The sequence below is a fragment of the Rhodococcus sp. 14-2483-1-2 genome, from assembly GCF_002259405.1.
Lineage (GTDB): Bacteria > Actinomycetota > Actinomycetes > Mycobacteriales > Mycobacteriaceae > Rhodococcoides.
Window position 1 is genome coordinate 341,212 of record NZ_NPFW01000013.1, and the last position, 24,429, is coordinate 365,640.

A 24,429-nucleotide genomic window follows, 5' to 3' on the forward strand; every position below is an offset into this window, starting at 1 on the left:
GTGACATGGCCATTCTGACCTACAACATGCACGTTTCTCTCGACGGATTCATCGAAGATCCCACCGGCAGTCTCGACTTCTCCATGCCGGACGACGAGACGCACAGCTTCTCCAACCGTCAGACGGAGGCGACCGCCGCTTTCCTGTTCGGGCGTCGACTCTACGACGCGATGGAGGACTACTGGACAGACCCGGCGCGCGCCGACGGTGACGACGTCGAGGCGGAGTTCGCTCGGCTGTACGTGGACACGCCGCGGATCGTCTTCTCCGACACTCTCGACTCGGTGGCCGACGGCTGCCGGTTGGTGCGCAGTGTCGATGCCGTCGCGGAGGTGCAGCGTCTCAAGCGAGAGACCGAGGGCACGTTGGCCGTCGGAGGGGCCGCCCTGGCCGAGTCGCTCGTCGACGAGATCGATCAGTACGAGGTCATCCTCGTCCCGACGATTCTGGGTGGCGGAAAGCCTTACTTCCCCGTCGGACACCATCTCACCCTGGTGCTCGAGGAACAACGTGTGTTCCAGGCCGCGGGTTGGGTCTACCTGCGCTACAGCGTCTCTCGCTGACTCCGACCCAGTGCGTCGAGCGCAGCGCACAATGAACACATGAGCTCCGGACATCGTCGCAGTTGGTGGACCCTTCCCTCTCATCAGTTGTGGCTCGACACCGAATCGTCGAGGCTTCTCGACTTCGGAACCTCACTCGACCACCCCGCAGGTGGCGCGGTGTGGCTGGACGATCGTGGCAACCCGGACCTCGATCACCCGGCGCATACGTACATCACCGCCCGAATGGCGCATGTGCACTTTCTCGCGTCGTTGCTGGGTCGTCCGGGGTCCCGCAGAAAGGCCGATCGGGTGTTCGACGGACTTCTGACGTCGTTGCGAGACAGCGAGAACGGCGGTTGGTTCGAGTCAAGCTCCGACGCGACCTCGCCCGATGCTGTAAAGAACGCGTACACGCATGCGTTCGTGGTGCTGGCCGCCTCGGCTGCCGCCGCCGCGGGGCACCCTGACGGTCGGGGTCTTCTCGACGAAGCCCTCGACATCGTGGCTGCACGATTCTGGGACGAGCAGTACGGAATGTGTGCGGACACCTGGACGGCGGACTGGACCGAACTCGACGACTACCGCGGAATCAACGCCAACATGCACATGGTCGAAGCGCTGTTGGCTGCCGTCGATGCGGGTGCGCCCACGATCTGGCGTGAACGTGCTGTCCGCATCTGCGACAACGTGATCGGCTGGGCGCAGGAGAACGACCACCGAATCCCGGAACACTTCACCGCCCAGTGGATCCCGCAGCTCGAGTTCAATTCGGACGACACCGCCAACCAGTTCAAGCCTTACGGGGCGACGGTCGGCCACGGATTCGAGTGGGCACGACTTCTGGTGCAGGCCAGCATGGTTGCCGCCAGCGCTCAGGGTCACGACTACGTCGAGTCGGCGAAGTCTCTGTATCACCGCGCGGCTCAGGATGGCTGGCAGCCGGGGCCGACACCGGGGTTCGTGTACACCACCGACTGGTCCGGACAGCCCGTGGTGACCGAGCGCCTGCACTGGGTGCTGTGCGAGGCGATCGGCGCGGCCGCGACCCTGGCCCGCCACACCCGAGAAGACCGCTACGAGCAGGACTACCGCACCTGGTGGGATGTCGCCGCCGAGTACTTCGTCGACCACGTCGACGGCTCCTGGCATCACGAAGTCGACAGCAACAATCGTCCGGCCGCGACGGTGTGGAGTGGCAAGCCAGATCTCTACCACGCAGTCCAGGCGACGTGGATCAGCCGATATGCGCCGAGCTCGAGCATGGTGGCGGCACTGCGGGACGACTCGCGCTGACCGGTTCCCTGCCGTCGGTCCGATTCGGCCGTGGGAAGTTCTAGATCGTCTCGGCCACCAGTAGGTTGTCGACGGTTCCGAGCGAGTCGATTTCGACGGACACCTGATCACCCGGCTTCAACAGCAGTTGCGGCTTACGGCGATATCCGACGCCACCGGGGGTGCCGGTGAGGATGACGTCACCCGGCTCGAGGGTGGTGAACGTGGAGATGGTCGCGATCAGATTCGGCACCGTGAACAGCAATTGGGACAGATCCGACTCCTGGACCTTCTCGCCGTTGACGACGGTGCGGATGCCGCAGCTCGCGAGGTCCACCTCGCCGGGACAGACGATGCGGGGGCCGAGGGGAGTGCTTGCGTCCCATGCCTTTCCCTGCATCCACTGGTGCGTCTTGTACTGGAAGTCGCGCATCGTGATGTCGTTGGCGACGGTGTAACCCAGAACGTGATCGAACGCGTTCTCCTCGGTGATGCGTCGGCCGGTGCGTCCGATGATCACCGCCATCTCGCCCTCGTAGTCCACCTCGGAGCTTTCCGGCGGGACGGCGATGTCGTCGTAGGCACCGATGAGGCTGGAGGCGTACTTGGGGAACATCACCGGGTACGTAGGGAACTCGCGTCCGGTTTCGGCGATGTGGTCGCGGTAGTTCAGGCCGACACAGATCACTCGGGCCGGGTCGGTGACTGCGGGCAGGACGCGCACGTCGGCGATCGGCAGGCGCTCCTCGGTCAGTCGATCCGCGCCGGCGAGTGCCTCGAGCGAACTGGAACGCCCGATCGCAGCAATGCCCTGCAGCGGAATCAGCGCATCGCCGTCGACCTCGCCGACTCCACGAATTCCGTTGTGTTCGTAGCTGATGTAGGCCATCTGTCAGATCTCGCTCTCACTCGTCTTGCGCCAGCTGGCCAGTTGTCCGCCCCACAGATTCACCGACGCGGGTACCGGACGCCACTGCCGCGTGACGTACGTGGCTCGGTCGTCGTGGAACTTCTCCATCTCGGCCGAGAGTTCGATGTGGTTGCCGGCGGGATCGTCGAAGAATACGAACAGGTTGTTGCCGGGGCCATGACGTCCCGGGCCCCAGACGACGTCGACGCCGATCTCGGTGAGACGATCGCACCAGGACTTGAAGTCCTCCCACTCGGCGAGGTCGTAGGAGTAGTGGTCGAGATCGCCGGGGTTGCCGTTCTCGACGACGGCCAAAGTGTGGTGATCGCGGTCGCTGCGTAGCCACGCGAACTTGCCGTCCTCGAGCTGATCGGAGATGCGGAACCCGACGGTGTCGACGAAGAACGACACCATCTGCGCCACGTTGTCGGTGCCGAGAGTGGTGTGCTGGAACTTGATCGGGCGTCGTCCCGGATCGGCGGCGTTCTCGCCCTGCCGTGCGACCGGCCCGTGGAGATGCACCGTCGTGCCGTCGGGGTCGGTCACCGAGATGCCCGACGGTGCGCCGACGGCATGGTCGATGACGGACGGATCCAGATTCGTGACGTCGTGGCCTGCGTCCTTCAGCCGCGCGGTGATCCCCGCGATACCGTCGGAGTCACGGACCTCGAAGCCGTAGTGAGACAGCCCCTTCGGTCCCTCGGTCAGGTCGAGAACATGGTGTCCGAGGCCCCAGCCGAGGCGCAGGCCTCCGCCCGCGAGTTCTTCCTGCACCGTCAGACCGACGGTGCGGCCGTAGAAGTCGGCGGTCGCGGCGACGTCGGGAACGGTGAAACCGATGTGCGAGACAGCGGTCTGCCGCAGCGTTCCCACGGCACCACCTTCCTGCAGTCTGTTTCGGGTGGGAGTGGTCATGTCAGTGATCTGCCTTTCGGGGCGTCGATGGGGTGGGGACGGGGGCGTCGGTGTAGACGGTGATCCGAACCTGGTCGCCGCGGTTCGGTGGCAAGAGTCGGCCGAGGAACACGCTGTGGTTCAACCAGTTCCACTCTGGGTCGGCCACTTCGAATCGAGGGTTGGTCGAGCAGTACCAGCGGTCGACGTCGGCACCGCCGCCGGCGAAGATGCGCTCCATGGTGGCGTCGTCCTGGGTACCCCAGCCCTCGTTGGTGACCATGATGGGCACGTTGTCGTCGGTGACGATCGTGTAGCGGGCCCACAGATGGGTGACGCCGTCGGTGCGCACCAGGTTCCAGTCCGCACCGCCGGGCAGGATCGTTCCGGATCCGGCCGGTCCGTGGAATCGGCCGCCGGTGATCGGGATGACCCGACGCATTCCGTGCGGGGTCGACCCGATGACCACCGGGGGAGCCAGCTCGACGTCGAGGGTGAAGACGTGATTCAGAGTGGGCGTGGACATCTCACTCACCCGCCGGCAGCAGTCGCCCGGCCGCAGGTGACGCTGCCGCATCGATCGGGGCCGCATCGAGGCCCTTCGGGGCTCCGCCGGGGATGACGAGGGCGATGAGCGCAGCCAGGACGGTGGCTCCGGCACAGACGTAGATGCCGATGTCCAGGCCGGTTTCGAGAGCCGTCCGGGCAAGCGGTGCAACCAGATCCGAGATCGGGCCGAGATCGGCGTTGGCCACCGCCAACGGCCCGCCCTGCTCGGCGACGCCGGAGGCCACGCCCGCCGCCTCGGGAGGGAGGGAACCGTCGGACAGACTGGAGGTGAGGGTGGCTCCGGCAACTCCGAAGGCCACGGCGCTGACGATCGCGGGGCCGAGGCTCTGGCCGGTCTCGCGAACGAGACTGGTTACTGCGCTTGCCATTCCGGCGTAGTCGATGGCGACGGCTCCGACGGCGACGGCCGTCAGTGCGGTGAACATGGTGATGAAGCCGGTGCCGAGCAGCAGGATCGGGCCGGTCATAGCGAGCAGCGAGGTGGAGTCACCGGGTAGCTGAGCCATCCATATCTGACCGATGGCCAGTGCCGCCAGTCCGGTGACCAGCAGTGTGCGCGCCGCGACGCGCATCAACAGGCGCGGAAGCAACGGAGTGAGGAGCAGCGGTACGGCTTGGATGAGGGCGAACGGCAGAGCGGCCTGCAGCGGGCTGACGTGCAGGATCGCTTCGAGTTTCACACTGAGCGCGTAGGCGGTTCCGATGAAGCCGAACATCGCGAGCAATCCGATCAGGGCGGCCGCGGCAAAGGCAGGCGTCCGGAACAGCGCAAGGTTCAACATCGGGGTGCGGGCTCGCTGCTCGCTGATCACGAACGCGACGAATGCCGCTACGGCAAGAACGAAAGTGCCCACGATGGCGGGGCTCGAGTAGCCGTCCACGGAGCCCTGGATCACCGCGTACAGCAGGGCGAGCAGTGCGACAGCGATGGTGATCTGGCCGGGCCAGTCGAGTCCGCGTCCGGCGGGATGACGCGAGTCGACGATCACCGCAGCGCTGACCGCGGCGGTGACGAGACCCAGCACGGCGGGAATGGCGAACGACCAGCCCCAGCTGAAGTGTTCGGCCGCGAAGCCGCTGATCAGCGGGGCGATCATGGCACCGAACGCCAGGCTGACGGCCCAGAGAGACAGGGCGCGGGCTCGCTCCTGACGTTCGGGGGTTGCCGAGACCAGCATCGCCAGTGACGTGGGAAAGATTGCGGCAGCACCGAGTCCGGCGATGGCCTGCCCGGCGATCAGTTGCGTCAGAGTTCCCGACGTTCCGGCGACGACGTCTCCGACGAAGACGAGCACGCCACCCCAGACGAGTAGCCTCTTGCGGCCGAACATGTCGCCCAGTACGCCGAAGTTGAGCTCGAGTATGGCGGTGGGAAGGATGAACGCGGCCGGGATCCAGGCCAGCGCCGCAGCGCTCGCTCCGAGGTCGCGTTGGATCACACCGAGAATGGGCGCTGCGAGGGAAACGCCCATCTGGGCGACGCCGATCGCGAGGCAGCAGGCGATGAGCGTGCCGCGATCCAGCTTGGGTTGGGTGGGTTTCATGAGTTCCTCGTCCGGAGGCCGTGTCCTGTAAAGCAGGACTACTGTTGTCTAATACAGGACAGTGTTCATGGCCTGGATCACAGCTGTCAAGGGCAAAGATTCATTTGATGACACTGCAGTCCTGACAATCAGAACTAGGATGGAAACATGGCATCGGAGACGAGTGGATACAGAGAACGCAACAGCACGGCCGACCGCGCACTGATAATCCTGGGAATGTTCACCGACGATCGCCTGCAGATCAGCGCGAACGACGTCGCCGAGGCCCTCGGTAGCGCCCGCTCCACGGCGTACCGATATCTGCAGACGTTGGTCGGCGCATCGTTTCTCGAGGAAGCTCCCAACGGCGGCTTTCGGTTGGGTGTCGCGGTGCTCGAACTTGCTCGATTGGCCCGGCGCGGTTACGGATTGACCACCATTGCCCAGCCGGTGATGCGTGAACTCGCCGACGAGGTGGGTGAAACCGTATTGCTGACCAGGCTCGTCGACGACACGGCTGTGTGCATCGAGCGGTGCGAGGGGGCCAAGCAGCTGGTGCGCCTGAGCTACGAGCGGGGGAGTCGGTTGCCCATCAACGCCGGCGCATCGGCATTGACGCTCCTGGCCTGGCTGCCGGAGAAAGAGATCCGCTCGATCCTGGGTCGGCACGAGCTGCAACGCTTCACCGATCGAACGTTGACCGACGTCGATCGCCTCGTCGATCGTCTCGAGCGGATCCGGACCACCGGCTACGGACTGACCGTCGCCGAGGTGGACCCGGACGCGATGGGAATCGCCGCACCGATCTTCGACGAGTCCGGTTCGGTGGCAGCCGCATTGAGCATCGTGGCGATCAGGCGTCGCGTTCCCGAGGACCGAACCGACGTGCTCGTCACCGCGGTGCGGGCGGCGGCCGATGCTCTGTCCGCACGATTGGCCGTCGTCAGCTCGTAGCGTGTCCTATTTTATGGGACAGCATTCCTATTTAACGTGATGCGCGCTACCTTGGTGGTGTGGACAAGAGATTCGACACCCTCTACGACGTAGCGATCTGCGGTGCCGGTCCGGTCGGGATGACCGCGGGCCTGCTGCTCGCTGCACGAGGGCTTCGCGTCGTCGTTCTCGAGCGGCGCTCGACGACGAGCGACGAACCCAAAGCGATCAGCATCGACGACGAGGCACTGCGCACCTACCAGCAGGCAGGCGTCATCGACAAGATCCTGCCGATCGTCGTGCCCGGCACCGGAACCCGCTACTACGGCCTCGACGACGAACCGCTGTTCCACGGCGGCGCGGAGAGTGCCTACCGACTGGGCTACCCCTTCAAGAACCCGTTCGCGCAACCGGATCTCGAGCGTGTACTGGCCGGGGCGCTGCATACGGCGCGCAATGTCACCGTACGGTTCGACACCGAGGTCACGTCGATCGTGCAGGACGCGGACGCCGTGGCCATCGAAGCGGGTGGACGCACGGTGCGGGCTCGTTATCTCCTCGGTAGCGACGGCGGACGATCGACCGTCCGAAACCTGCTCGGAATCGGCATGATCGGGCGCAGCCACCCGGAACTGTGGTTGGTGGTCGACACGCTCGGCGACCCGCACACCGAGCGCTACGGTATGCACCACGCCGATCCGAGCAGGCCGCACGTGGTGGTGCCCGGTCTCGGTGGCCGCTGTCGATACGAATTCCGCCTGTTCGAGGGCGAGGGCACGGCCACCGACGCGCCACCGTTCGAGCTCATCGACAAGCTCGTCTCGCGCTACCGGCCGATCACACCAGCCCAGGTCGAACGAGCCGTCAACTATCGCTTCCACGGCCTCGTGGCCGATCGATGGCAGCTCGGGCGCTGCTTCCTGCTCGGCGACGCCGCACACATGATGCCGCCGTTCGCCGGTCAAGGTCTGAACTCCGGCATTCGCGACGCCGCGAACCTGGCGTGGAAGTTGGCCGGCGTGCTCGAGGGTTGTCTGCACGAAAGTGTGCTGGCCACATACCAATCCGAGCGTGGCCCGCACGCCGCCGCGGTGGTACGCGCATCCGAGCGGTTGGGCCGCGTGGTGATGACGACCAATCCTCGAATCGCGGCCAGGCGCGACGAGTTGGTCCGAGCCGCATTGGCCACCGTGAACGGGCGACGCTGGTTCGAGACCATGGCCTACCGTCCGCCCTACCGATTCTCCGACGGGCTCGTACTCCCCGGCGACGACACCGGGAGCGTGATCGGGCAACCCCGGGCCTTCGACTCGGCCACCCGCACCATCCGCCCGCTCGACAAGATCCTCGGAACCGGTTGGGCGCTGGTGGGAGTCGACGTGCACGACACGGTGGAGTGGGCGCACGCGCGTGCTGTCGCCCGCGGCCTGCATGCGGTCGAGGCCGCCGTGCCCACCGATGGCACGGTACCGAGAATCGACGGCATCAACGTTCTGCTCGACGTCGACGGTCGGTTGGACGACGAGATGCGCACGTATACCGGAAGATTCGTGCTCATCCGGCCCGACCGCTTCGTCGCAGCCGCGTGGCATCCGCACGACGGTGACGGGGTTCGAGCCGCAGTCGGAGCCGCAGTGGCGTCGTGGACCGGATCTTCCCCGAGCCCTTCCGAACTGTCCTACATCGAGACGAAAGGCATCAGCTATGCGTGAAGTACCGACCCCGCTCCCGACGACACTGGTCCGACGCACCGCGCCTGCGACTCCGCGGCACAACGCGGACGTCGACTGGAACACGTCCAACAAGTTCCTGAACGGACCGTTCGCGCCCTGGCACGAGGAGACCGAGGCATTCGACCTCGAGGTGATCGGGAAACTCCCCGACGACCTCGCCGGCGCGCTGTTCCGAATTGCCGACAATCCCCGCTTCGAGCCACTCGACACCGACCGTTACCACTGGTGGGAGGGCGACGGCGGAGTCGCGGGCACCTACATCCGCGACGGTAAGGCGTCGTTCCGGATGAAGTGGGTGCACACCGACACGATGAAGATCGAGGTCGAGGCCGGGGAAGCGCTGTACAGCGGTTTCGTCAACGGTTCGGGCAAGGCCAGGCGGGATCTGCCCGTGGGCGCGCCGCCGTCCAAGAGTGTCGCCAACACCAACGTCGGCCTGTTCGCCGACCATCTGCTGGTGTACTACGAAGGCGGACTTCCGCATTCGATGCACCCCGAAACTCTCGACACGCAGGGCACGTACGACTTCGGTGGCGCACTCGACATCCTGTGCACGGCGCACTACAAGATCGAACCGTCAACGGGCAACATGCTCTTCTACTCTGCCATCGGGCCGAATCTGACCTGGTACGAGGCCGATACCAGCGGCACCGTCGTCGATACCGTCACTTTCGACATGGGTTGTCCGGCAATGGTGCACGATTACATCGTGAGCGAACACCTCGCGATCTTCCTCATCTCGCCCAACCAGTTCCGCCTCGACCGCATCATGGCGGGGCGGCCCGGTGTGCTCTGGGACGAATCGGCTACACCGAACGGCAGCAGGTTCGCCGTTCTCGACCGTCGCACCCATGAGGTGACCTGGTACGACACCGGCCTGATGCTGGCCCCGACGCACTTCTTCAACGCGCACGAAACTGCCACAGGAATCGTGGTGGATCTGCACGTCATCGCGCGTCTGGGCAATCCGGTCGACGACTCGGACGAGCCGATCGACTCGCACTCCTGGTTTCCACCTGCGATGGCCTGGCGGTTCGTGCTCGATACCGCGACCAGGACGACCACCCAGCACATGCACAGCGGAGTGGCGGGTGAATTCCCGAAGATCAACGACGCGTGGCTCGGCAAGGAGAATCGCTTCGGCTACTTCGCCACCACCCGTGATCTGTCGCCGCTGACCCTGACGGATGGGCTTGCGCGCCATGACTTCTCCACCGGCCAGACGATCGTGCTCGAAGGGCCCGACGGGTTGACCAGCCCCAGCGAACCGGTCTTCGTCCAGCGTCGAGGAGCGAGCGCCGAGAACGACGGATATCTGCTGACCCTGTGGTGGAATCCGGCGACCGGACTGTCCGAGCTACTGGTGCACGAGGCCGACGCGTTCACCCGCGAACCTCTCGCACGCGTCAAGCTTCCCGTCCGAGTTCCGTTCGCGTTCCACGGATCCTGGGCCGAGGCCGAGGTGCTCGACGCAGCGATCGCAGCCCAGCGGTAACGAAGAAAGAACATCGAGAAAGAAAGAGCAGGACTGACATGGCGAACACACTGGCGTGGACGGCGAAGATATTCGACGGCGGATGGGTGGACGGCGGTGGTGGAACCCTCGACGTGACCGCGCCGTCCGACGGGTCGGTTGTGGCCACCGTCGGTGCTGCCGACGTCGCCGACCTCGATCGTGCTGTCGCGAAAGCCGCACGTGCGCAGAAAGAATGGGCCGCCAAGCCCTACCCCGAGCGGGCGTCGGTCATGACGAAGGCTGCGGCGCTTGTGGCGGAGAACCCCGAGCGTCTGACGCGGTGGCTGGTTCCCGAATCGGGGTCCGGTCACGGCAAGGCGGGGGCCGAGGTCGGCTTGGTTCTTGCCGAACTGACCGAGGCGGCCGCTCTGGCGTCGCAGCCCTACGGGCAGGTACTGCGGAGCGCGAAGTCCCGCTTCTCGATGGGGCGTTACGTTCCGATGGGCGTCATCGGCGTGATCAGCCCGTTCAACTTCCCAGCGGTACTGTCGATGCGGTCGGTCGCGCCTGCTCTGGCCGTCGGCAATGCCGTCGTTCTCAAACCCGATCCGCGAACACCGATTTCGGGTGGGCTGATCCTCGCCGAGATCTTCGCCGAAGCGGGACTGCCGGACGGTCTGTTGCATGTACTGCCTTCGGGTGCCGATGTGGGAGCCGCTCTCGTCTCGCACCCCGACGTCCCGTGCATCTCCTTCACCGGATCCACGGCCGCCGGCCGCAGAATCGCGGAAGCCGCTGCGCCGCTGCTCAAGAAGGTCCACCTCGAACTCGGCGGAAACAACGCGTTCCTCGTGCTGCCCGATGCAGACATCGAGGCCGCTGCATCGGCGGGCGCGTGGGGATCGTTCCTGCACCAGGGACAGATCTGCATGGCGTCGGGTCGGCACCTCGTTCCCGAGCATCTCGCCGAGCAGTACACAGCGGAGCTCGCGAAGATCGCCGAACGCATCACCGTCGGCGATCCGACCGACCCGTCGAATGCGTTGGGGCCCATCATCGACGAGAACCAGTTGAAGCGAGTCGACAGCATCGTGCAGGCCACGGTGACGGCCGGTGCCGAACTGGCCGCGGGCGGAACGTTCGACGGTCTCCACTACCGGCCGACCGTGCTCGCCAACGTGCCGAAGGACTCACCCGCGTTCACCGAGGAGATCTTCGGTCCGGTCGCGCCGATCACGACGTACCGCACCGTGGACGAGGCCATCGACATCATCAATTCCTCGGAATACGGTCTGTCCGTTGCGATCGTCACCGCCAATCCGTTCGCGGCGTACGAGTTGTCGGACCGAATCCGTTCCGGCGCAGTGCACATCAACGATCAGACGATCGACGACGAGGCCGTGGCCCCGTTCGGTGGAGTCAAGGCCTCGGGATCGGGCGGGCATTTCGGCACCACCGTCAACCTCGACACCTTCTGCGACCTGCAGTGGGTCACGATGCAGTCGGACATCCAGAAGTATCCGTTCTGACCGACCTGGCCGGGCGAACCCGCACGATCGCGCTAGTCGCGGTGCGGGGTTCGCTCTCCGGTACTCGGGTCCACGTCGAACAATTCGTCGGTGTTGTCCGGGGCGTAGACGACGGTGTTCGATTCGAGGGCGCGTCGTCGGGCACCGTCGCGGATGGCAAAGAATCCGCCTGCGAACAACACGATCACGGCAATTCCGGCGATGATCGCCCATCCCTCGAAACCGCCCGCCAATGCGGCGATCAGACCGCCCGCAGCGGCGATCCCGGCGAAGATCAGGATGACGGCCAGCATGTTCTCGACTGCTCTGGCCCAGCTTGTCTTGGTAGGCCTTTTCTCGACCATAGGGGCAATTCCTTTCGATCAGCTCGGACGGCGGATACCCGAAAGCCGATCGATTAAGCCCCCGTGGTGCTACTGAGCCTTGCGGGCCCGGTACGCGGCGACGGCTGCTCGGTTGCCGCAGGTGGTGCTGCAGAATCGGCGGGACCGGTTGCGCGAGAGGTCGAGGACCAGCCCGTTGCAGTCCGGATCGGCGCAGACGTCGAAGCGCGAGAGCTCGTCCGCGCGGATGACGTCGATCATGGCCATCGCGGTCTCGACGACGATGCGGGTTGCGAGCGGACTGTCGTCGGCCACCGCGTGAACGTGCCAGTCGAGGTCTCCGTGGCGCACCAGTCGCGGCAGGGCGGAGGACTCGGCCAGCAATCGGTTGACCTCGACCACCGCGTCGTCTCGACTGCTGGTGAGCAGTGATCGCAAGGTCGGCCGCAGGGCTCTCACCGCCTCGAGCTCCTCCTCGTCGCCGTCGAAGCGGCCGGAATAGCCCTGCTCGGAGATGAACTCGGCCAACTGCTCGCGCGTGGTCAACGTGTCCGGGTCCTCGGCGGAATTGACCAATGCCACGGCGGACAACAACGACAGTTCCGCGTCATGAGCAAAAAGCATGTTGACACCTTACCAAGTCACTGCCTACTGTCACATGTCATGACGGCTTACACTCATGACGCGCAGGTGAATCGTGCGGTCGAACACAACGCTGCGGCACGGTCGCGTCGACTCTCGGGGCTCGGTTTCGCGCTGCTCTCGGCGGCGTCCTTCGGGCTTTCCGGCTCGCTCGCCACGGGATTGCTCGACGCAGGCTGGACCGCCGGGGCCGCGGTGACCGCGCGCATTCTGCTTGCCGCAGCCGTCCTGCTGATTCCGTCGATCCTCGCGTTGCGCGGGCGGTGGAGCCTGCTGGCCAAGAACTGGAAGCTGCTCCTCGCGTACGGAGCCTTCGCGGTGGCAGGGTGCCAGCTCGCCTTCTTCAACGCCGTCGGCCGGATGGAGGTGGGCGTGGCGCTGCTGATCGAGTTCACCTCGCCCGTGGCCGTCATCGGCTGGATGTGGTTCCGGCACCAGCAACGTCCGGGCCGCCTGACCGTGGTGGGCGCGCTGCTCGCCGCAATGGGTCTTGTGCTCGTGCTCGACCTGATCTCCGGTGCCGACGTCGACACCGTCGGCGTGCTGTGGGCGCTGGGCTCGATGGTCGGTGCGGCCGTCTACTGGGTGCTGTCCGCGGACGAGAGCAACGGACTCCCGCCGATCGTGCTCGCCGGGGCAGGACTGCTCACGGGTGGGCTCATCCTGCTGGTCGCCGGACTGATCGGCATCGTCCCGTTCGCTGCCCCGCTCACCGACGTCACCTTCGTCGATGCCGTTGTGCCGTGGTGGGTTCCGATCATCGGCCTCGGTGTCGTGACCGCCGCGCTGGCCTATGTTCTCGGGATCGCGGCTGGCCGACGTCTCGGGTCGCGGTTGGCGTCGTTCATGGGATTGATGGAAGTCGTTGCCGCACTGGTGTTCGCGTGGCTGCTGCTCGGGCAGGCACCGGCACCGATCCAATTGGCCGGTGGCGCACTGGTTCTGCTCGGCGTCGTCGTCGTCAAATCTGGAGAGCGTGCCACTGCGGACGAGCCGGTGGAGCCGCTGCAGAGTAGGCCTTGAGCTGACGCTCAGCCGTCGACGCGTCCGAACACCACCGCGGCCAGGATGGTGTGGGCGCTGGCGATCACCGAGTCCAGCGGTTCGCGTTCGGGGGAGAGCAGCCACTGCTGGGCGATGGTGAGGACCGCACCCACCAGGCCCATGGCCAATGTTCGACGGTTGGGCCCGGCGAGCCCGCGGCTGGAACCGACCCCCTCGGCCACCTGGAGCACCGTCTCGGAGAACGAGGTCGTGGTCTTGCGGTAGAGCGCGTCGACGGTGGACGAGACCCCGAGAATCTCGACGAAGGCGATGCGCGCAGATTTCGGATTCTCGGCGACGAAGGTGAAGAAGCCGGTGAGAGCGGCTCGGAGAACCTGTTCGGTCGAGTCGGCCTCGGCGGCGGCACCGGCCAGGATGTTCTGGCGCATGGCGTCGGTTGCGCGGGCGTAGGTCGCCATCAGCAGGTCCTCGCTGTTGGTGAAGGACTCGTAGAAGTAGCGCTTGGTCAGGCCTGCCTCGCTGCACACCTTCTCCACGGTTGCCGTCCGGTAGCCGGTGGTGCCGAAGACCTCGACGGCTGCGTCGAGCAGGCGAACTCGACGCTCCTGCTGCCGCTGCTGCGGGTCGGCACCTCGGTAGGTGCGGCCGACTTCACTGTGATGCGTGGACACACACAGATCTTGACACCGCTCGGTATCAGATGCAAAGTGTTCGCAGACAGGCATTCCGATGGAGGGGGAGCACATGGCGGCGTCGACGCTACGCAACAAGGTCGTTCTGATCACCGGAGCAGCACGGGGAATCGGTGCCGCAACGGCGCGGGCGCTGGCCGGACGCGGTGCCCGGTTGGTACTCGTCGACGTCGACGAGGCCCCGCTGCGAGAGCTGGCGACGCAGCTGAAGGCCGAGGCGTTCGTGGCAGACGTTCGGAACCTCGACGACATGCAGCGCGCCGTCGACGGCGGAATCGAGGCGTACGGCGGCATCGACTTGGTGCTCGCCAATGCCGGAATCGCCAGCTACGGATCGATCATGCAAGTCGATCCCGCCACGTTCCAACGCGTCATGGACATCAACGTGATGGGCGTGTTCAACACCGTCCGCGCCGCTCTGCCGTCGCTCATCGAACGCAACGGCTACGTCCTCGTCGTCTCCTCGCTCGCCGCGTTCACCCCCTGCCCCGGCCTGGCCGCGTACAACGCCAGTAAGGCTGCAGCAGAACACTTTGCGAATGCGCTCCGGCTCGAGGTCAACTACCGAGGTGTCGACGTCGGCTCCGCACACATGGCGTGGATCGACACACCGATGGTGCAGGACGCCAAATCCGATCTCACCGCCTTCCAGGATCTGCTCGCGGTGCTCCCCGGCCCGCTGGGCAAGACGATGACCGTCGATCAGTGCGTCGACGCATTCGTCGACGGCCTGGCCAAGCGCAAGCGGCGCGTCTACGTGCCGCGGTGGGTGGGCGCGGCGTCGTGGTTCAAAGCCGTCATCACCTCGCGGGTCGGTGATCGCAGCATGCTCGAGCACGTGCCGACGATCCTGCCGAAGATGGACGAAGAAGTAGCCCGCCTCGGCAGGTCCGAGAGCGCTCGCAACAAGACCAGCTGACATCGGACATCGAAGGAATCTTTGACATGACTGCCGTATTGCCCTCTCCCGAGGTCGACGTCCTCATCATCGGTGCCGGCCTGTCCGGGATCGGGGCCGCGCGCCACCTCGGGCACGATCTGCCCGGCAAGACCTACGCCATTCTCGAGAGCCGCGGCGCGATCGGTGGAACGTGGGATCTGTTCCGCTATCCCGGGATTCGCTCCGACTCCGACATGTACACCCTCGGATACAGCTTCAAGCCGTGGATGGGTGAGAAATCCATCGCCGACGGCACCGACATCCGCAACTACATCGTCGAGACCGCGAGAGAAGCGGGCGTCGACAAGCACATTCGGTTCCATCACAAGGTGATTGCCCTCGAATGGTCGAGCGAGCAGCAGTTCTGGACGGTGACGGCGCACCGTAGCGATACAGACGAGACGGTCACGATCACCGCGTCGTTCGTGTTCTCCTGCAGCGGTTACTACAACTACGACAAGGGGTTCACCCCCGAGTTCGCCGGTCAGGAGAACTTCGGCGGCCAGGTGATTCATCCACAGCACTGGCCCGAGGATCTGGATTACTCCGGCAAGAAGATCGTCGTGATCGGCAGCGGCGCAACAGCGATCACTTTGGCCCCCAACCTGGCTCGCGACGCCGAGCACGTCACGCTGCTGCAGCGCTCACCCAGCTACATCCTCTCGCTTCCGTCGCAGGACCCGATTGCGCAGACCCTGCGCAAGCGACTGCCGAAGAAGTTGGCGTACAGCGTGACTCGGCTCAAGAACGTGTCCATGGCGATGCTCATCTACACCCTGAGCCAGAAGTACCCGGAGTTCATGAAGAAGCGGATCCGCACGATGCAGGAGGGGTGGCTGCCGAAGGGATACGACCTCGACACCCACTTCACCCCGTCCTACAACCCGTGGGATCAGCGTCTGTGCCTGGTGCCCGACAACGATCTGTTCCGTTCGATCCGCAAGGACGAGGTCTCGATCGTCACCGATCACATCGAACGCTTCACCGAAACCGGCCTGCAGCTGAAGTCCGGCCAGCACCTCGACGCCGATATCGTGGTCACCGCAACGGGACTCAACCTCTCCGCGCTCGGCGGTGCGCAGTTCCGCATCGACGGCAACGACGTCGACCTGCCCAGCACCATGGCATACAAGGGCATGATGCTCACCGGGATCCCCAACTTCGCCTTCGTCGTCGGCTACACCAATGCGTCGTGGACACTCAAGGCCGACATGGTCTCGAACTACGTGATGCGTCTGCTCGCGCACATGGACGAGAAGGGGTACAGCACGGTCGAACTCGAGCGCGATCCGTCCGTCGACGAAGAACCGTTCCTGGACTTCGCAGCGGGTTACGTGCTTCGAGCCGTCGACAACTTCCCGAGGCAGGGGAGCGAGACCCCATGGAAGCTGCGCATGAACTACTTCCGCGACCTGCCGGTTCTGCGGTACGGCAAGGTCGTGGACAAGGCCATGAAGTTCGGCCGTCCCCGGTCGAAGGTATCCGTCGGATCCTGACGGGAATTGTTTCGGTTCGGGTGCGTTGGTTCTCGATATGAAAATTGGAATCATCGGTAGCGGATTCATCGGCGGCACCCTCGTTCGTCGGTGGGCAGCACTCGGTCACGAGGTTCGATTCTCGAATTCGCGCGACCCGGAGACCTTGGCGGATCTGGCCGAGGAAACCGGAGCGACGGCGGTGTGGGCCGCCGACGCCGCGCAGGACGCCGACCTGGTGCTTCTGAGCATTCCGCAGAAGAACGTTCCCGACTTGGCCCCGGGAATTGTCAGCGCCCGCAAACCGGGAGCCCCGATCATCGAGACCAACAATTACTACCCGCAGCAGCGCGACGGGTCGATCGAGGACATCGAGGGTGGGACGCCCGAAAGTGTGTGGGTGTCTCAGCAACTCGGCGAGCCGGTGATCAAGGCGTTCAACGGAATTTGGTACAAGCACCTGCTCGAGAAGGGCGTGCCGGCCGGGACCAGCGGTCGAATCGCACTGCCGGTCGCCGGGGACGACGACGATTCCAAGAAGATCGTGTTCTCGGTGATCGACGAGCTCGGATTCGACCCCGTCGACGGCGGAACCCTCGCCCAGTCGTGGCGTCAGCAGCCGGGAACGCCTTCGTACGGCAAGGACTTCGGAGTCGACGCCCTCGTCGAGGCGCTGGGTCAGGCGACCGAAGAACGCAGTGCGGAGTGGAAGGCCTGAGGCCCTGGCTACTTGACGCGACCCTCGCGGAGTGTGCGCTCCGCGAGGTCGCGCAGAGGTCCGGTCAGGCTCGAATCGCCCACTCGGCACGAGTGCTCACCCACCGACACACTCCACACGAAGGTGTCACGGGCGTTGGACTCGGCCGGATCGGTGGACTGCTGATCGGCGATGTACGGCTGCGCGGCCTCGACCAACGACTGCCATTCCGGCTCGTCGGTCTCGACGACGCCGCGCTTGGACATCCCGGCGACACCGCCGGTTCGCAGTACCTCGATGCGCAGGCTCATCTGCCCTCGATCACACCCGATCGTCGTTCGGCTTCGGTAGGGACTCGAGCCCTGTTGTCTTCACCCCCACGGTAGACCAACCCGTGGCCACGGCCCTCGCAACGTCGGAACCGGCTCCGAATCGCTCGTTCGCCGCCGCGATCGTGGCGGCGGAGAAGCCTGCGAAATCGACCGTCGGTGACAGTCCGCCGACCGTCATCGTGTCGAACCAGACCTGACCGACGCGGTCCCAGGCCGGACCACCGAGCGTGGTGGCGGCAACGGCGAAGGCGCGGTTCGGGATACCGGAATTGATGTGCACGCCGCCGTCGTCCTCGGTGGTGACGACAAAATCGTCCATACTCGCCGGCTGCGGATCCTTGCCGAGGACGTCGTCGTCGTACGCGGTGCCGGGCTCGAGCAGCGAGCGCAGCGCCTTTCCTTGAACGGCGGGCAGGAACAGACCCTCACCGATCAGCCACGACGCATCCTCGGCGTTCTGCTTCGCGGTGTACTGCTCGACGAGTGCGCCGAACACGTCGGAGATGGACTCGTTCAGCGCGCCGGCCTGGTCCTTGTACTCGAGCGGGGTGGTGTACTGCGTGAAGCCGTGCGCGAGTTCGTGGGCGATGACGCCGAGCGAGACGGTGAACCGAGCGAACACCTCGCCGTCACCGTCGCCGAACACCATCCGAGAGCCGTCCCAGAACGCGTTGTCGTAGTCCTGGCCGTAGTGCACCGTCGCGTCGAGGGGCAGCCCGCTACCGTCGAGACTCGAGTACCCGTAGACCTCGTCGAAGAATGCGTACGTGGCACCGAGGCCGTCGTACGCCTCGTCGGTCGCAGCGTCTCCGGTTGCTTCCTCGCCCTCGGCGCGCACCTGTCGGCCGGGGAGATCGCGAGTGGACTCGGCATCGGAAATCGTGCGCTCGAGCGTGCCGCCGGTGCGCGGAGCGATGGCGGTGCGAGCCTGCGCCACCTCGCGTCCGGCACGCATCTCACGATCGGCGAGCAGCGTGGCGCGAGCACCCGCACCCTGCAACCGCTCGAGCAGAAACGGTGGAACTACAGAATGAAACGTCATACGCGGTGACCCCCTAGGTCCGTGGCATGTCCGGTGGTAGTTCCCAGTGTGCACGACACCACCGACACATCTCGGTGAGCTCGGACGACACAGGTCAGCCGCGCATCGCCGACAGGTCGATTCCCTCCACCTCGCTGGGCGGTCGGATCGCCGTCAACGTCGCCCAGTTGCGGGCCAACAGCGATGCGTCGGAATCGTCGTCCTCGGCTCGGATCTCGTCGAAGCGAACGGTGACGAAATCCTCTCCGCGATCGCCTATTTCGGCCTGTACCGCGCCGTAGCGGGCCAGCGATGCCGGCACGATACCCGCCAACTCCGCGAGTGGAACGTCCGGAATGTTGACGTTGACGACCGCGTCGGACGGGCCGTGGGACATCATCCATGTCACCGCGATACGGGCCACGTGCTCGGCCGTCGCCCAATGGGCAGGCTCCGTGGCGATCGACGACAGTGCCATCGCCGGAACCCGATGCGTCAGCGCCGTCAATGCGGCACCGACGGTGCCCGAATGCAGCACGGCGGCACCGGTGTTCGGTCCGTGATTGATACCGGAGAGCACCAGATCCGGAGAGTCGCCGAACGCCCCGCGGGTGGCCACGAACGCGATGAGAGCGGGTGACGCCTGCACCGCGTAGGCCGGTACATCGGGAAGGCCGGCGATGGCGACGGATTCGATACCGAGATGATCGTCGACGCCCATGCCGGTCAACGACGCGCTGGCCCCGCTGCGCTCCTCGTGCGGCGCGGCCACGACGACGTCGAGACCGGCCTCCACGGCCACCCGCGCGAGCAGGGCGATGCCCTCGCTGTGCACGCCGTCGTCGTTGGTGATCAGGGCTCTCATTTCTTGCCTGCCTTCTTGTACGGACGAACCTCCACCGACTCGGTGAGGCCGAGAACGAGGTCGCGTCGCCCGCTACCCAGGCCGCGCCGCGTGACGTTGGCAGTGCCCGCTCCGCCGCCGAGTCGCAACGCCTCCGGGACCGACAGGCCCTGAGCCAGCCCTGCGGCGATGCCTGCACTCATCGAATCGCCTGCTCCGTGGTGATCGACCATGCGCAGTCCCGGCGTGACTATTTCGAGCACGTCGCCGTCCACCAGTGCCAGGGCCGGATCTCCTGCCCGCGAGATCACGACGACCTCCGCGCCGTCGTCGTGCATCTGCCGCATCGAGTCGATGAGGTGCGCCGGGTCCTCGGACTCGGCCCGGCCGTCGGCGATGAGGTCCTCGTGGCTGACCTTGAGCACCGTGAGGCCGCCGGCGAGCGCAGCGATCATGGTCGGTCCGGACAGGTCGGCCACCACCGTCTTGCCCAGGGCGGTCAGGTCCGCGCACAGCCTCTCGTACACCTCGGGCGGAACGATGTCGTCTTCGTGCGGTCCGCCGAGGATCGAGACGTCGCTGCGGGCACCGGCGGCGAGGGCCGCGCTGAACAGGTCGTCGAGGGCGTGCCTGGCCAGCGGTGGTGGGTCGACCGTGGCCAGGATTTCACGCTCACCGCTGCGGCGATCGTGAACGTACGAGCCGCTCTCCTGGCCGATGTCGACGGAGACGACGGAGATGCCCTCCCGCTCGACGATGTCGCGCAGAATGCCCCCGATCTCGCCGCCGAACACTCCCGTCAGCGTGACGTCGAGGCCGAGCACCGTGGCCATCCGAGCGATCCAGTGGCCCTGGCCGCCGGCGTGCACGTGCAGTTCGGTGTTGCCGTTGGGAGCTTTGTCGAGGGTCACCGTCAACAGCGGGGAGGGGGCGAAGACGAGAGCACTGAGGTCACGAGAGGAGGAGGGCACCGACTGTGCATGCCCGAAATGTCAGGTCCGAAACGACGAGCACGTCAGAAACGACGACGCAGGCGCATTCCGATCGGGCGGCCGTCGGGATCGACGAACAGGCGGTACGCGAAGGCAGCGAGTCGTTGCTGCCACACGGGTGGCACGGAGATCTCGTGTCGGCGAAGCCTGCCGGCAGGGCGCGGGCCCGAGGACGGGTTGCGGTGCCAGTTGTCGAGCGCGGTCGCACTGGCCGAGACCACATCGAAGAACCCTTGGGGATCCACCAGATCGGCGTCGTCACCGTCGGCGCGGCCGAGGTGCTCGCGAATCAGTTCCAGACGTAGGTTGCGGGCGTGAATTCGAGCACCGTCGCCCAGGCCTGCCGGGTCCAGAGGTTCGCGAGTGTCCCGTTCTTCGTCGATGATGGCGGCCGTCAACTCCGAATCATGGGTCCAGGAGCGGCGATTGAAGTTGTCCGAACCCACCGCTGCCCAGATGTCGTCGATGACGCAGACCTTCGAGTGCACGTACACCGGTATGCCGCGGTCGTTTTCGATATCCAGGACCAGTACTCGATCACCGCCGGCAGCGCGGATGACGCCCAGTGCGGCCGAGTGTCCCAGCAGCGCAGACGGAATGGTGAGATTGCTGTCGTCGTCGAGGTGTTTGGGAACCACCACCACCAACCGCAGGTTCGGCTTGCGACGCAGTGCCGCGGCGAACACCCGCGCGACGTCGACCGACCACAGGTACTGATCCTCGATGTAGATCAACTCGGTTGCTCGGTGCAGAGCCTTGGCGTACGCACGTGCCGCGCTGCGCTCGCCCTTGGTGGCGAACGGGTAGGCGGGACGCCGACGCGGGTAGGTGCGCAGCAGCTGAACCGAGCACGTACCCCGCGGATCCGGAGGCGCAGCCGCAGTCGGTAGCTCCGACGGTTCGCGAGTCACACCGCGCAGCATGTCGGGTACGGCGTGCCAGGGGAGGCGGGACAGGGCTGCGGGATCCTCCCAGCGCTCGCGAAAGACATCCTCGACGTCCCGCACTGCGGGGCCCTCGAGCTGGACCTGCACGTCGTGCCAGGCCGGGATCTCGCCGTACTCGGGAGGGAAGGGACGCGAGACCGGATCGCCGAAATGATCGGCGTCGTCGCGTCGGGCACGGGCCAGATCGATGCCACCGACGAATGCGACGTCGGCCACCTCGGGCCGTCGATAGCGGATGACGACGAACTTCTGGTGATGGCTTCCGAGGGTCAGCACGCGCTGATCGAGAATGACTTCGCCGCCGGCCTCCTCGAGCCGCAGAGCGAGCTTGCGATTCTTCGGACCGGTGAAGCCGAGTGTCTCCATGTGCGAGCGCCACACCATGCCCTTCACGAGGCCACCGCGGTGCGCGACGGCCGTGAGCGCGTCCTCGACGGTCACGCCGTCGTCGGTGAGCAGCTGTTCCGGGTCGCCGCGCCAGTCGGTGAAGAGCACCAGATCATCGCGTTCGGTCCGCGCTAGTGCCTGCGCCAGCGCCGCGAAGTACGTCTTGCCGTGCACCAGATTCTCGACGCGGTTGCCCTCGGTCCAGGCTGCGATTCGGGTGTCGTCGTTGCCGCGCTCGACCGCAGTGAGGAACCACGGGTGCGCCGGATCGAAGTGCCGAGTCGGGGCTGTCAGAGCTGCGGTGGACCGGCCGAGATTCTCGGCAACCCCATCGACGACGCGCCGGATGCGCTGCACTATCACGTTGGCATCATTTCATCCGGTTTGAAGCGGCGGGAGGGCGGGCACCCGAGCGATATGACTCAGGTACCCAACGTCACGCTCAGAAACGGCAAGCAGATCCCGCAGCTCGGCTTCGGCGTGTTCCAGATCGATCCCGAGAAGACGGCCCAGGCCGTCGAAACGGCCCTCGAAATCGGCTACCGCCACATCGACACCGCCGAGATGTACGGAAATGAGAAGCAGGTCGGCGAAGGTATCCGCAACTCCGGCCTCGACCGTGAATCGGTCTTCGTCACCAGCAAGCTCAACAACGGCTTCCACAAGCCCGACGATGCGCGGAAGGCGTTCGACGCGACGCTCAGCGATCTCGGAACCGACTACGTGGACCTCTTTCTCATCCACTGGCCGCTCCCGACCCGCTACGACGGCGACTTCGTCTCCACGTGGAAAACGTTGGAGGAGTTCGCAGCCGACGGCCGTGCCCGCAACATCGGTGTCTCCAACTTCCAGCCGGCCCACCTCGACCGGCTGGCAGAAGAGACCGAAACGGTCCCTGCCGTGAACCAGATCGAGGTGCACCCGTACTTCGTGAACAGCGACGTGTGGGCGTACGGCCGTGAGCACGCGATTCCCACCGAGGCGTGGTCTCCGATCGCTCAGGGCAACGTTCTCGACGACCCCGAACTGCAGCGAATCGCCGACGCGACAGGCAAATCCGTCGCGCAGGTTGTGCTCCGCTGGCACATTCAGCGCGGCAACATCATCTTCCCGAAGTCGGTGACGCCGGAGCGGGTGAAGGCCAACTTCGAGATCTTCGACTTCGAGCTCAGCTCTGCCGATGTCGACGCCATCACCGCCCTGGACAAGGGCGAGCAGGGCCGCAACGGCCCGAACCCGGACACCTTCGACATGATTCCGGACTAGTACGTCGAACTGTGGGCTCGAACGTTTCGCACGTTCGAGCCCACAGTTGTTTTACGGGTTCTGTTTCACGGGCTTGCTGTCACGGGATCGTGAGCGCGGATCCCGTTGCGGCGGCGACCTCTTCGGAAGTGACACCGGGTGCGAGGTCGGCGAGTGCGAGGGTTCCGTCGCCGACGACGTCGATGACGGCGAGGTTCGTGATGATGCGATTCACGACGCCTTGGCCGGTCAACGGCAAGGTGCAAGCGTCGAGGATCTTCGGGTTCCCGTCGCGGTCGGTGTGTTCCATGACGACGATGACGCGCCGGGCACCGTGCACGAGGTCCATTGCGCCGCCCATGCCCTTGACCATCTTGCCGGGCACCATCCAGTTTGCGAGGTCACCGGTTCTGGAGACCTGCATGCCGCCGAGCACCGCGGTGTCGATGTGGCCGCCGCGAATCATCCCGAAGCTCAACGACGAATCGAAGTACGCTGCACCGGGATTGACGGTGACGGTCTCCTTGCCGGCATTGATGAGGTTGGCGTCGACCTTGTCCTCCGTGGGGTACGGCCCCGTGCCGAGGATGCCGTTCTCCGAGTGCAGCGTGACCTTGACGTCGTCGGTCAGATATCCCGGGATCAGTGTCGGCAGGCCGATGCCGAGGTTGACGTACTCCCCGTCGACCATCTCTGCTGCGGCGCGTTCGGCCATCTGATCGCGCGTCCATCCTGTGCTCATGCTCGAACTCCTGAACTGACGGTGCGCTTTTCGATGCGCCTGTCCTGTGGCCCGGTGTGCACGACGCGTTGGACGAACACGCCGGGAAGATGTACGTGGGCCGGGTCGATCTCGCCCGGCTCCACGAGGTTCTCGACCTGCGCGATGGTGATCTTGCCTGCCATCGCGGCGAGGGGGTTGAAGTTCATCGCGGTCTTGTCGAACACGAGATTGCCTGCCGTGTCACCTGTTTCGGCGTGCACCAGCGCGAAGTCGGCATTGATCGATTCTTCGAGGACGTACCGCTTGTCGCCGAACACTCGCGTCTCCTTGGGCGGCGATGCGATGGACACGGAACCGTCGGCGTCGTAGCGCCACGGCATTCCGCCGTCGGCGATGGGGCTGCCGACCCCGGCGGGGGTGAAGAATGCGGGGACGCCGTTGCCGCCAGCGCGGAGTCGTTCGGCGAGTGTGCCTTGGGGGGTGAGTTCGACTTCGAGTTCGCCGGCGAGATACTGCCGGGCGAATTCCTTGTTCTCGCCGACGTACGAGGCGGTGACGCGGCGGATGCGTCCGGCGGCCAACAGGATTCCGAGTCCGTAGCCGTCGACGCCACAGTTGTTGGAGAACACTTCGAGCTCGTCGGCATCGGTGTTCGCGATGGCTTCGATGAGGGCGTCGGGGATGCCGCACAATCCGAAGCCACCGACCGCGAGGGTCGCTCCTCGGCCGATGTCCGCGACCGCCTCGGCGGCGGACGCATAGGTCTTTCCAGTCACTTGCAGCTCCTGATGTGTTCGT

The 24,429-nt window shown here is 65.5% G+C and carries 25 protein-coding genes; 11 read left to right on the top strand and 14 right to left on the bottom strand.

Annotated features, from left to right (window positions below):
* Positions 1–5: 5 nt before the first annotated feature.
* Positions 6–563 carry a dihydrofolate reductase family protein gene (locus tag CH295_RS12710; RefSeq protein WP_094740896.1) on the top strand — a complete coding sequence of 186 codons (558 nt, stop codon included), beginning with the start codon at positions 6–8 and terminating at the stop codon, positions 561–563.
* A 39-nt stretch (positions 564–602) separates the two neighbouring features.
* Complete coding sequence (locus CH295_RS12715; protein ID WP_094740897.1) at positions 603–1,838, top strand: AGE family epimerase/isomerase; 1,236 nt, start codon at positions 603–605, stop codon at positions 1,836–1,838.
* 40 nt (positions 1,839–1,878) lie between these two features.
* On the opposite strand, the gene CH295_RS12720 is transcribed toward CH295_RS12715, so the two are convergent.
* From CH295_RS12720 to CH295_RS12735, 4 genes are read right to left on the bottom strand one after another with little or no spacing between them, the layout of a single operon-like run.
* Entirely contained in the window at positions 1,879–2,706 is an 828-nt protein-coding gene (locus CH295_RS12720) for a fumarylacetoacetate hydrolase family protein (protein ID WP_094740898.1), read from the bottom strand.
* A gap of 3 nt (positions 2,707–2,709) precedes the next feature.
* On the bottom strand, positions 2,710–3,642 hold the full coding sequence (locus CH295_RS12725; protein WP_094740899.1) for a VOC family protein: 933 nt from the start codon (positions 3,640–3,642) through the stop codon (positions 2,710–2,712).
* Between the two features lies 1 nt (position 3,643).
* Positions 3,644–4,147, bottom strand: coding sequence for a DUF3237 domain-containing protein (locus CH295_RS12730; protein ID WP_052047352.1), 504 nt, complete (start codon positions 4,145–4,147; stop codon positions 3,644–3,646).
* 1 nt (position 4,148) lies between these two features.
* Complete coding sequence (locus tag CH295_RS12735) at positions 4,149–5,735, bottom strand: MFS transporter (protein ID WP_094740901.1); 1,587 nt, start codon at positions 5,733–5,735, stop codon at positions 4,149–4,151.
* 147 nt (positions 5,736–5,882) lie between these two features.
* Between CH295_RS12735 and CH295_RS12740 the strand changes: the two genes are divergently transcribed.
* Genes CH295_RS12740 through CH295_RS12755 form a run of 4 tightly spaced genes read left to right on the top strand, consistent with a single transcriptional unit; the run spans position 5,883 to position 11,365 of the window.
* On the top strand, positions 5,883–6,668 hold the full coding sequence (locus CH295_RS12740; protein WP_094740902.1) for an IclR family transcriptional regulator: 786 nt from the start codon (positions 5,883–5,885) through the stop codon (positions 6,666–6,668).
* 59 nt (positions 6,669–6,727) lie between these two features.
* Positions 6,728–8,359 carry an FAD-dependent monooxygenase gene (locus CH295_RS12745; RefSeq protein ID WP_252342022.1) on the top strand — a complete coding sequence of 544 codons (1,632 nt, stop codon included), beginning with the start codon at positions 6,728–6,730 and terminating at the stop codon, positions 8,357–8,359.
* Entirely contained in the window at positions 8,352–9,875 is a 1,524-nt protein-coding gene (locus CH295_RS12750) for a carotenoid oxygenase family protein (protein WP_094632384.1), read from the top strand. Before CH295_RS12745 ends, CH295_RS12750 begins: the two co-directional genes overlap by 8 nt.
* Positions 9,876–9,913: 38 nt before the next feature.
* Positions 9,914–11,365, top strand: a complete 1,452-nt coding sequence (locus CH295_RS12755; protein WP_094740903.1) for an aldehyde dehydrogenase family protein — start codon at positions 9,914–9,916, stop codon at positions 11,363–11,365.
* 32 nt (positions 11,366–11,397) lie between these two features.
* On the opposite strand, the gene CH295_RS12760 is transcribed toward CH295_RS12755, so the two are convergent.
* The gene (locus CH295_RS12760) at positions 11,398–11,709 is read right to left on the bottom strand and encodes a hypothetical protein (protein ID WP_052047353.1); all 312 of its coding nucleotides are present in this window, start codon (positions 11,707–11,709) and stop codon (positions 11,398–11,400) included.
* Between the two features lie 69 nt (positions 11,710–11,778).
* A complete protein-coding gene (locus CH295_RS12765; protein ID WP_037188016.1) occupies positions 11,779–12,312 on the bottom strand; it encodes a CGNR zinc finger domain-containing protein in 534 nt (177 codons plus the stop codon).
* A gap of 39 nt (positions 12,313–12,351) precedes the next feature.
* Between CH295_RS12765 and CH295_RS12770 the strand changes: the two genes are divergently transcribed.
* Positions 12,352–13,353, top strand: coding sequence for an EamA family transporter (locus tag CH295_RS12770; RefSeq protein WP_037188019.1), 1,002 nt, complete (start codon positions 12,352–12,354; stop codon positions 13,351–13,353).
* Positions 13,354–13,361: 8 nt separating this feature from the next.
* Here CH295_RS12770 and CH295_RS12775 read toward each other — a convergent pair whose 3' ends face one another.
* Complete coding sequence (locus CH295_RS12775) at positions 13,362–14,006, bottom strand: TetR/AcrR family transcriptional regulator (protein ID WP_094632392.1); 645 nt, start codon at positions 14,004–14,006, stop codon at positions 13,362–13,364.
* 73 nt (positions 14,007–14,079) lie between these two features.
* On the opposite strand from CH295_RS12775, the gene CH295_RS12780 reads away from it, so the two are divergent.
* From CH295_RS12780 to CH295_RS12790, 3 genes are read left to right on the top strand one after another with little or no spacing between them, the layout of a single operon-like run.
* A complete protein-coding gene (locus CH295_RS12780; protein WP_094632394.1) occupies positions 14,080–14,946 on the top strand; it encodes an SDR family oxidoreductase in 867 nt (288 codons plus the stop codon).
* 26 nt (positions 14,947–14,972) lie between these two features.
* A complete protein-coding gene (locus CH295_RS12785) occupies positions 14,973–16,463 on the top strand; it encodes a flavin-containing monooxygenase (RefSeq protein ID WP_094740904.1) in 1,491 nt (496 codons plus the stop codon).
* A 37-nt stretch (positions 16,464–16,500) separates the two neighbouring features.
* Positions 16,501–17,160, top strand: coding sequence for an NADPH-dependent F420 reductase (locus CH295_RS12790; RefSeq protein ID WP_094740905.1), 660 nt, complete (start codon positions 16,501–16,503; stop codon positions 17,158–17,160).
* Positions 17,161–17,168: 8 nt separating this feature from the next.
* Here the strand turns inward: CH295_RS12790 and CH295_RS12795 are convergent, their stop codons facing one another.
* The 5 genes from CH295_RS12795 to CH295_RS12815 form a co-directional block, all read right to left on the bottom strand.
* Complete coding sequence (locus CH295_RS12795) at positions 17,169–17,450, bottom strand: protealysin inhibitor emfourin (protein WP_052047354.1); 282 nt, start codon at positions 17,448–17,450, stop codon at positions 17,169–17,171.
* A 10-nt stretch (positions 17,451–17,460) separates the two neighbouring features.
* Positions 17,461–18,513 (bottom strand): M4 family metallopeptidase, encoded by a 1,053-nt coding sequence (locus CH295_RS12800; protein ID WP_094740906.1) that lies wholly within the window; start codon positions 18,511–18,513, stop codon positions 17,461–17,463.
* Positions 18,514–18,607: 94 nt separating this feature from the next.
* Positions 18,608–19,357 carry a 5'/3'-nucleotidase SurE gene (surE, locus tag CH295_RS12805; protein ID WP_094740907.1) on the bottom strand — a complete coding sequence of 250 codons (750 nt, stop codon included), beginning with the start codon at positions 19,355–19,357 and terminating at the stop codon, positions 18,608–18,610.
* Positions 19,354–20,307, bottom strand: coding sequence for a 1-phosphofructokinase family hexose kinase (locus tag CH295_RS12810; protein ID WP_094740908.1), 954 nt, complete (start codon positions 20,305–20,307; stop codon positions 19,354–19,356). Before CH295_RS12810 ends, surE begins: the two co-directional genes overlap by 4 nt.
* Before the next feature lie 44 nt (positions 20,308–20,351).
* Complete coding sequence (locus tag CH295_RS12815; protein ID WP_094740909.1) at positions 20,352–22,025, bottom strand: phospholipase D family protein; 1,674 nt, start codon at positions 22,023–22,025, stop codon at positions 20,352–20,354.
* A gap of 54 nt (positions 22,026–22,079) precedes the next feature.
* Between CH295_RS12815 and CH295_RS12820 the strand changes: the two genes are divergently transcribed.
* A complete protein-coding gene (locus CH295_RS12820) occupies positions 22,080–22,928 on the top strand; it encodes an aldo/keto reductase (RefSeq protein ID WP_094740910.1) in 849 nt (282 codons plus the stop codon).
* Positions 22,929–23,007: 79 nt separating this feature from the next.
* Here CH295_RS12820 and CH295_RS12825 read toward each other — a convergent pair whose 3' ends face one another.
* Both CH295_RS12825 and CH295_RS12830 read right to left on the bottom strand, forming a co-directional pair.
* Complete coding sequence (locus tag CH295_RS12825; protein ID WP_094740911.1) at positions 23,008–23,649, bottom strand: 3-oxoacid CoA-transferase subunit B; 642 nt, start codon at positions 23,647–23,649, stop codon at positions 23,008–23,010.
* Positions 23,646–24,407, bottom strand: coding sequence for a CoA transferase subunit A (locus CH295_RS12830; protein WP_037188043.1), 762 nt, complete (start codon positions 24,405–24,407; stop codon positions 23,646–23,648). The genes CH295_RS12825 and CH295_RS12830 overlap by 4 nt, the downstream gene beginning before the upstream one ends.
* Positions 24,408–24,429: the final 22 nt, after the last annotated feature.

Coding starts and splice junctions, on each gene's coding strand:
- CH295_RS12800 (WP_094740906.1), bottom strand. CDS start 18,513: ATGACGTTTCATTCTGTAGTTCCACCGTTTCTGCTCGAGCGGTTGCAG.
- CH295_RS12710 (WP_094740896.1), top strand. CDS start 6: ATGGCCATTCTGACCTACAACATGCACGTTTCTCTCGACGGATTCATC.
- CH295_RS12760 (WP_052047353.1), bottom strand. CDS start 11,709: ATGGTCGAGAAAAGGCCTACCAAGACAAGCTGGGCCAGAGCAGTCGAG.
- CH295_RS12770 (WP_037188019.1), top strand. CDS start 12,352: ATGACGGCTTACACTCATGACGCGCAGGTGAATCGTGCGGTCGAACAC.
- CH295_RS12790 (WP_094740905.1), top strand. CDS start 16,501: ATGAAAATTGGAATCATCGGTAGCGGATTCATCGGCGGCACCCTCGTT.
- CH295_RS12735 (WP_094740901.1), bottom strand. CDS start 5,735: ATGAAACCCACCCAACCCAAGCTGGATCGCGGCACGCTCATCGCCTGC.
- CH295_RS12785 (WP_094740904.1), top strand. CDS start 14,973: ATGACTGCCGTATTGCCCTCTCCCGAGGTCGACGTCCTCATCATCGGT.
- CH295_RS12730 (WP_052047352.1), bottom strand. CDS start 4,147: ATGTCCACGCCCACTCTGAATCACGTCTTCACCCTCGACGTCGAGCTG.
- CH295_RS12740 (WP_094740902.1), top strand. CDS start 5,883: ATGGCATCGGAGACGAGTGGATACAGAGAACGCAACAGCACGGCCGAC.
- CH295_RS12755 (WP_094740903.1), top strand. CDS start 9,914: ATGGCGAACACACTGGCGTGGACGGCGAAGATATTCGACGGCGGATGG.
- CH295_RS12750 (WP_094632384.1), top strand. CDS start 8,352: ATGCGTGAAGTACCGACCCCGCTCCCGACGACACTGGTCCGACGCACC.
- CH295_RS12725 (WP_094740899.1), bottom strand. CDS start 3,642: ATGACCACTCCCACCCGAAACAGACTGCAGGAAGGTGGTGCCGTGGGA.
- surE (WP_094740907.1), bottom strand. CDS start 19,357: ATGAGAGCCCTGATCACCAACGACGACGGCGTGCACAGCGAGGGCATC.
- CH295_RS12820 (WP_094740910.1), top strand. CDS start 22,080: ATGACTCAGGTACCCAACGTCACGCTCAGAAACGGCAAGCAGATCCCG.
- CH295_RS12720 (WP_094740898.1), bottom strand. CDS start 2,706: ATGGCCTACATCAGCTACGAACACAACGGAATTCGTGGAGTCGGCGAG.
- CH295_RS12715 (WP_094740897.1), top strand. CDS start 603: ATGAGCTCCGGACATCGTCGCAGTTGGTGGACCCTTCCCTCTCATCAG.
- CH295_RS12765 (WP_037188016.1), bottom strand. CDS start 12,312: ATGCTTTTTGCTCATGACGCGGAACTGTCGTTGTTGTCCGCCGTGGCA.
- CH295_RS12825 (WP_094740911.1), bottom strand. CDS start 23,649: ATGAGCACAGGATGGACGCGCGATCAGATGGCCGAACGCGCCGCAGCA.
- CH295_RS12780 (WP_094632394.1), top strand. CDS start 14,080: ATGGCGGCGTCGACGCTACGCAACAAGGTCGTTCTGATCACCGGAGCA.
- CH295_RS12795 (WP_052047354.1), bottom strand. CDS start 17,450: ATGAGCCTGCGCATCGAGGTACTGCGAACCGGCGGTGTCGCCGGGATG.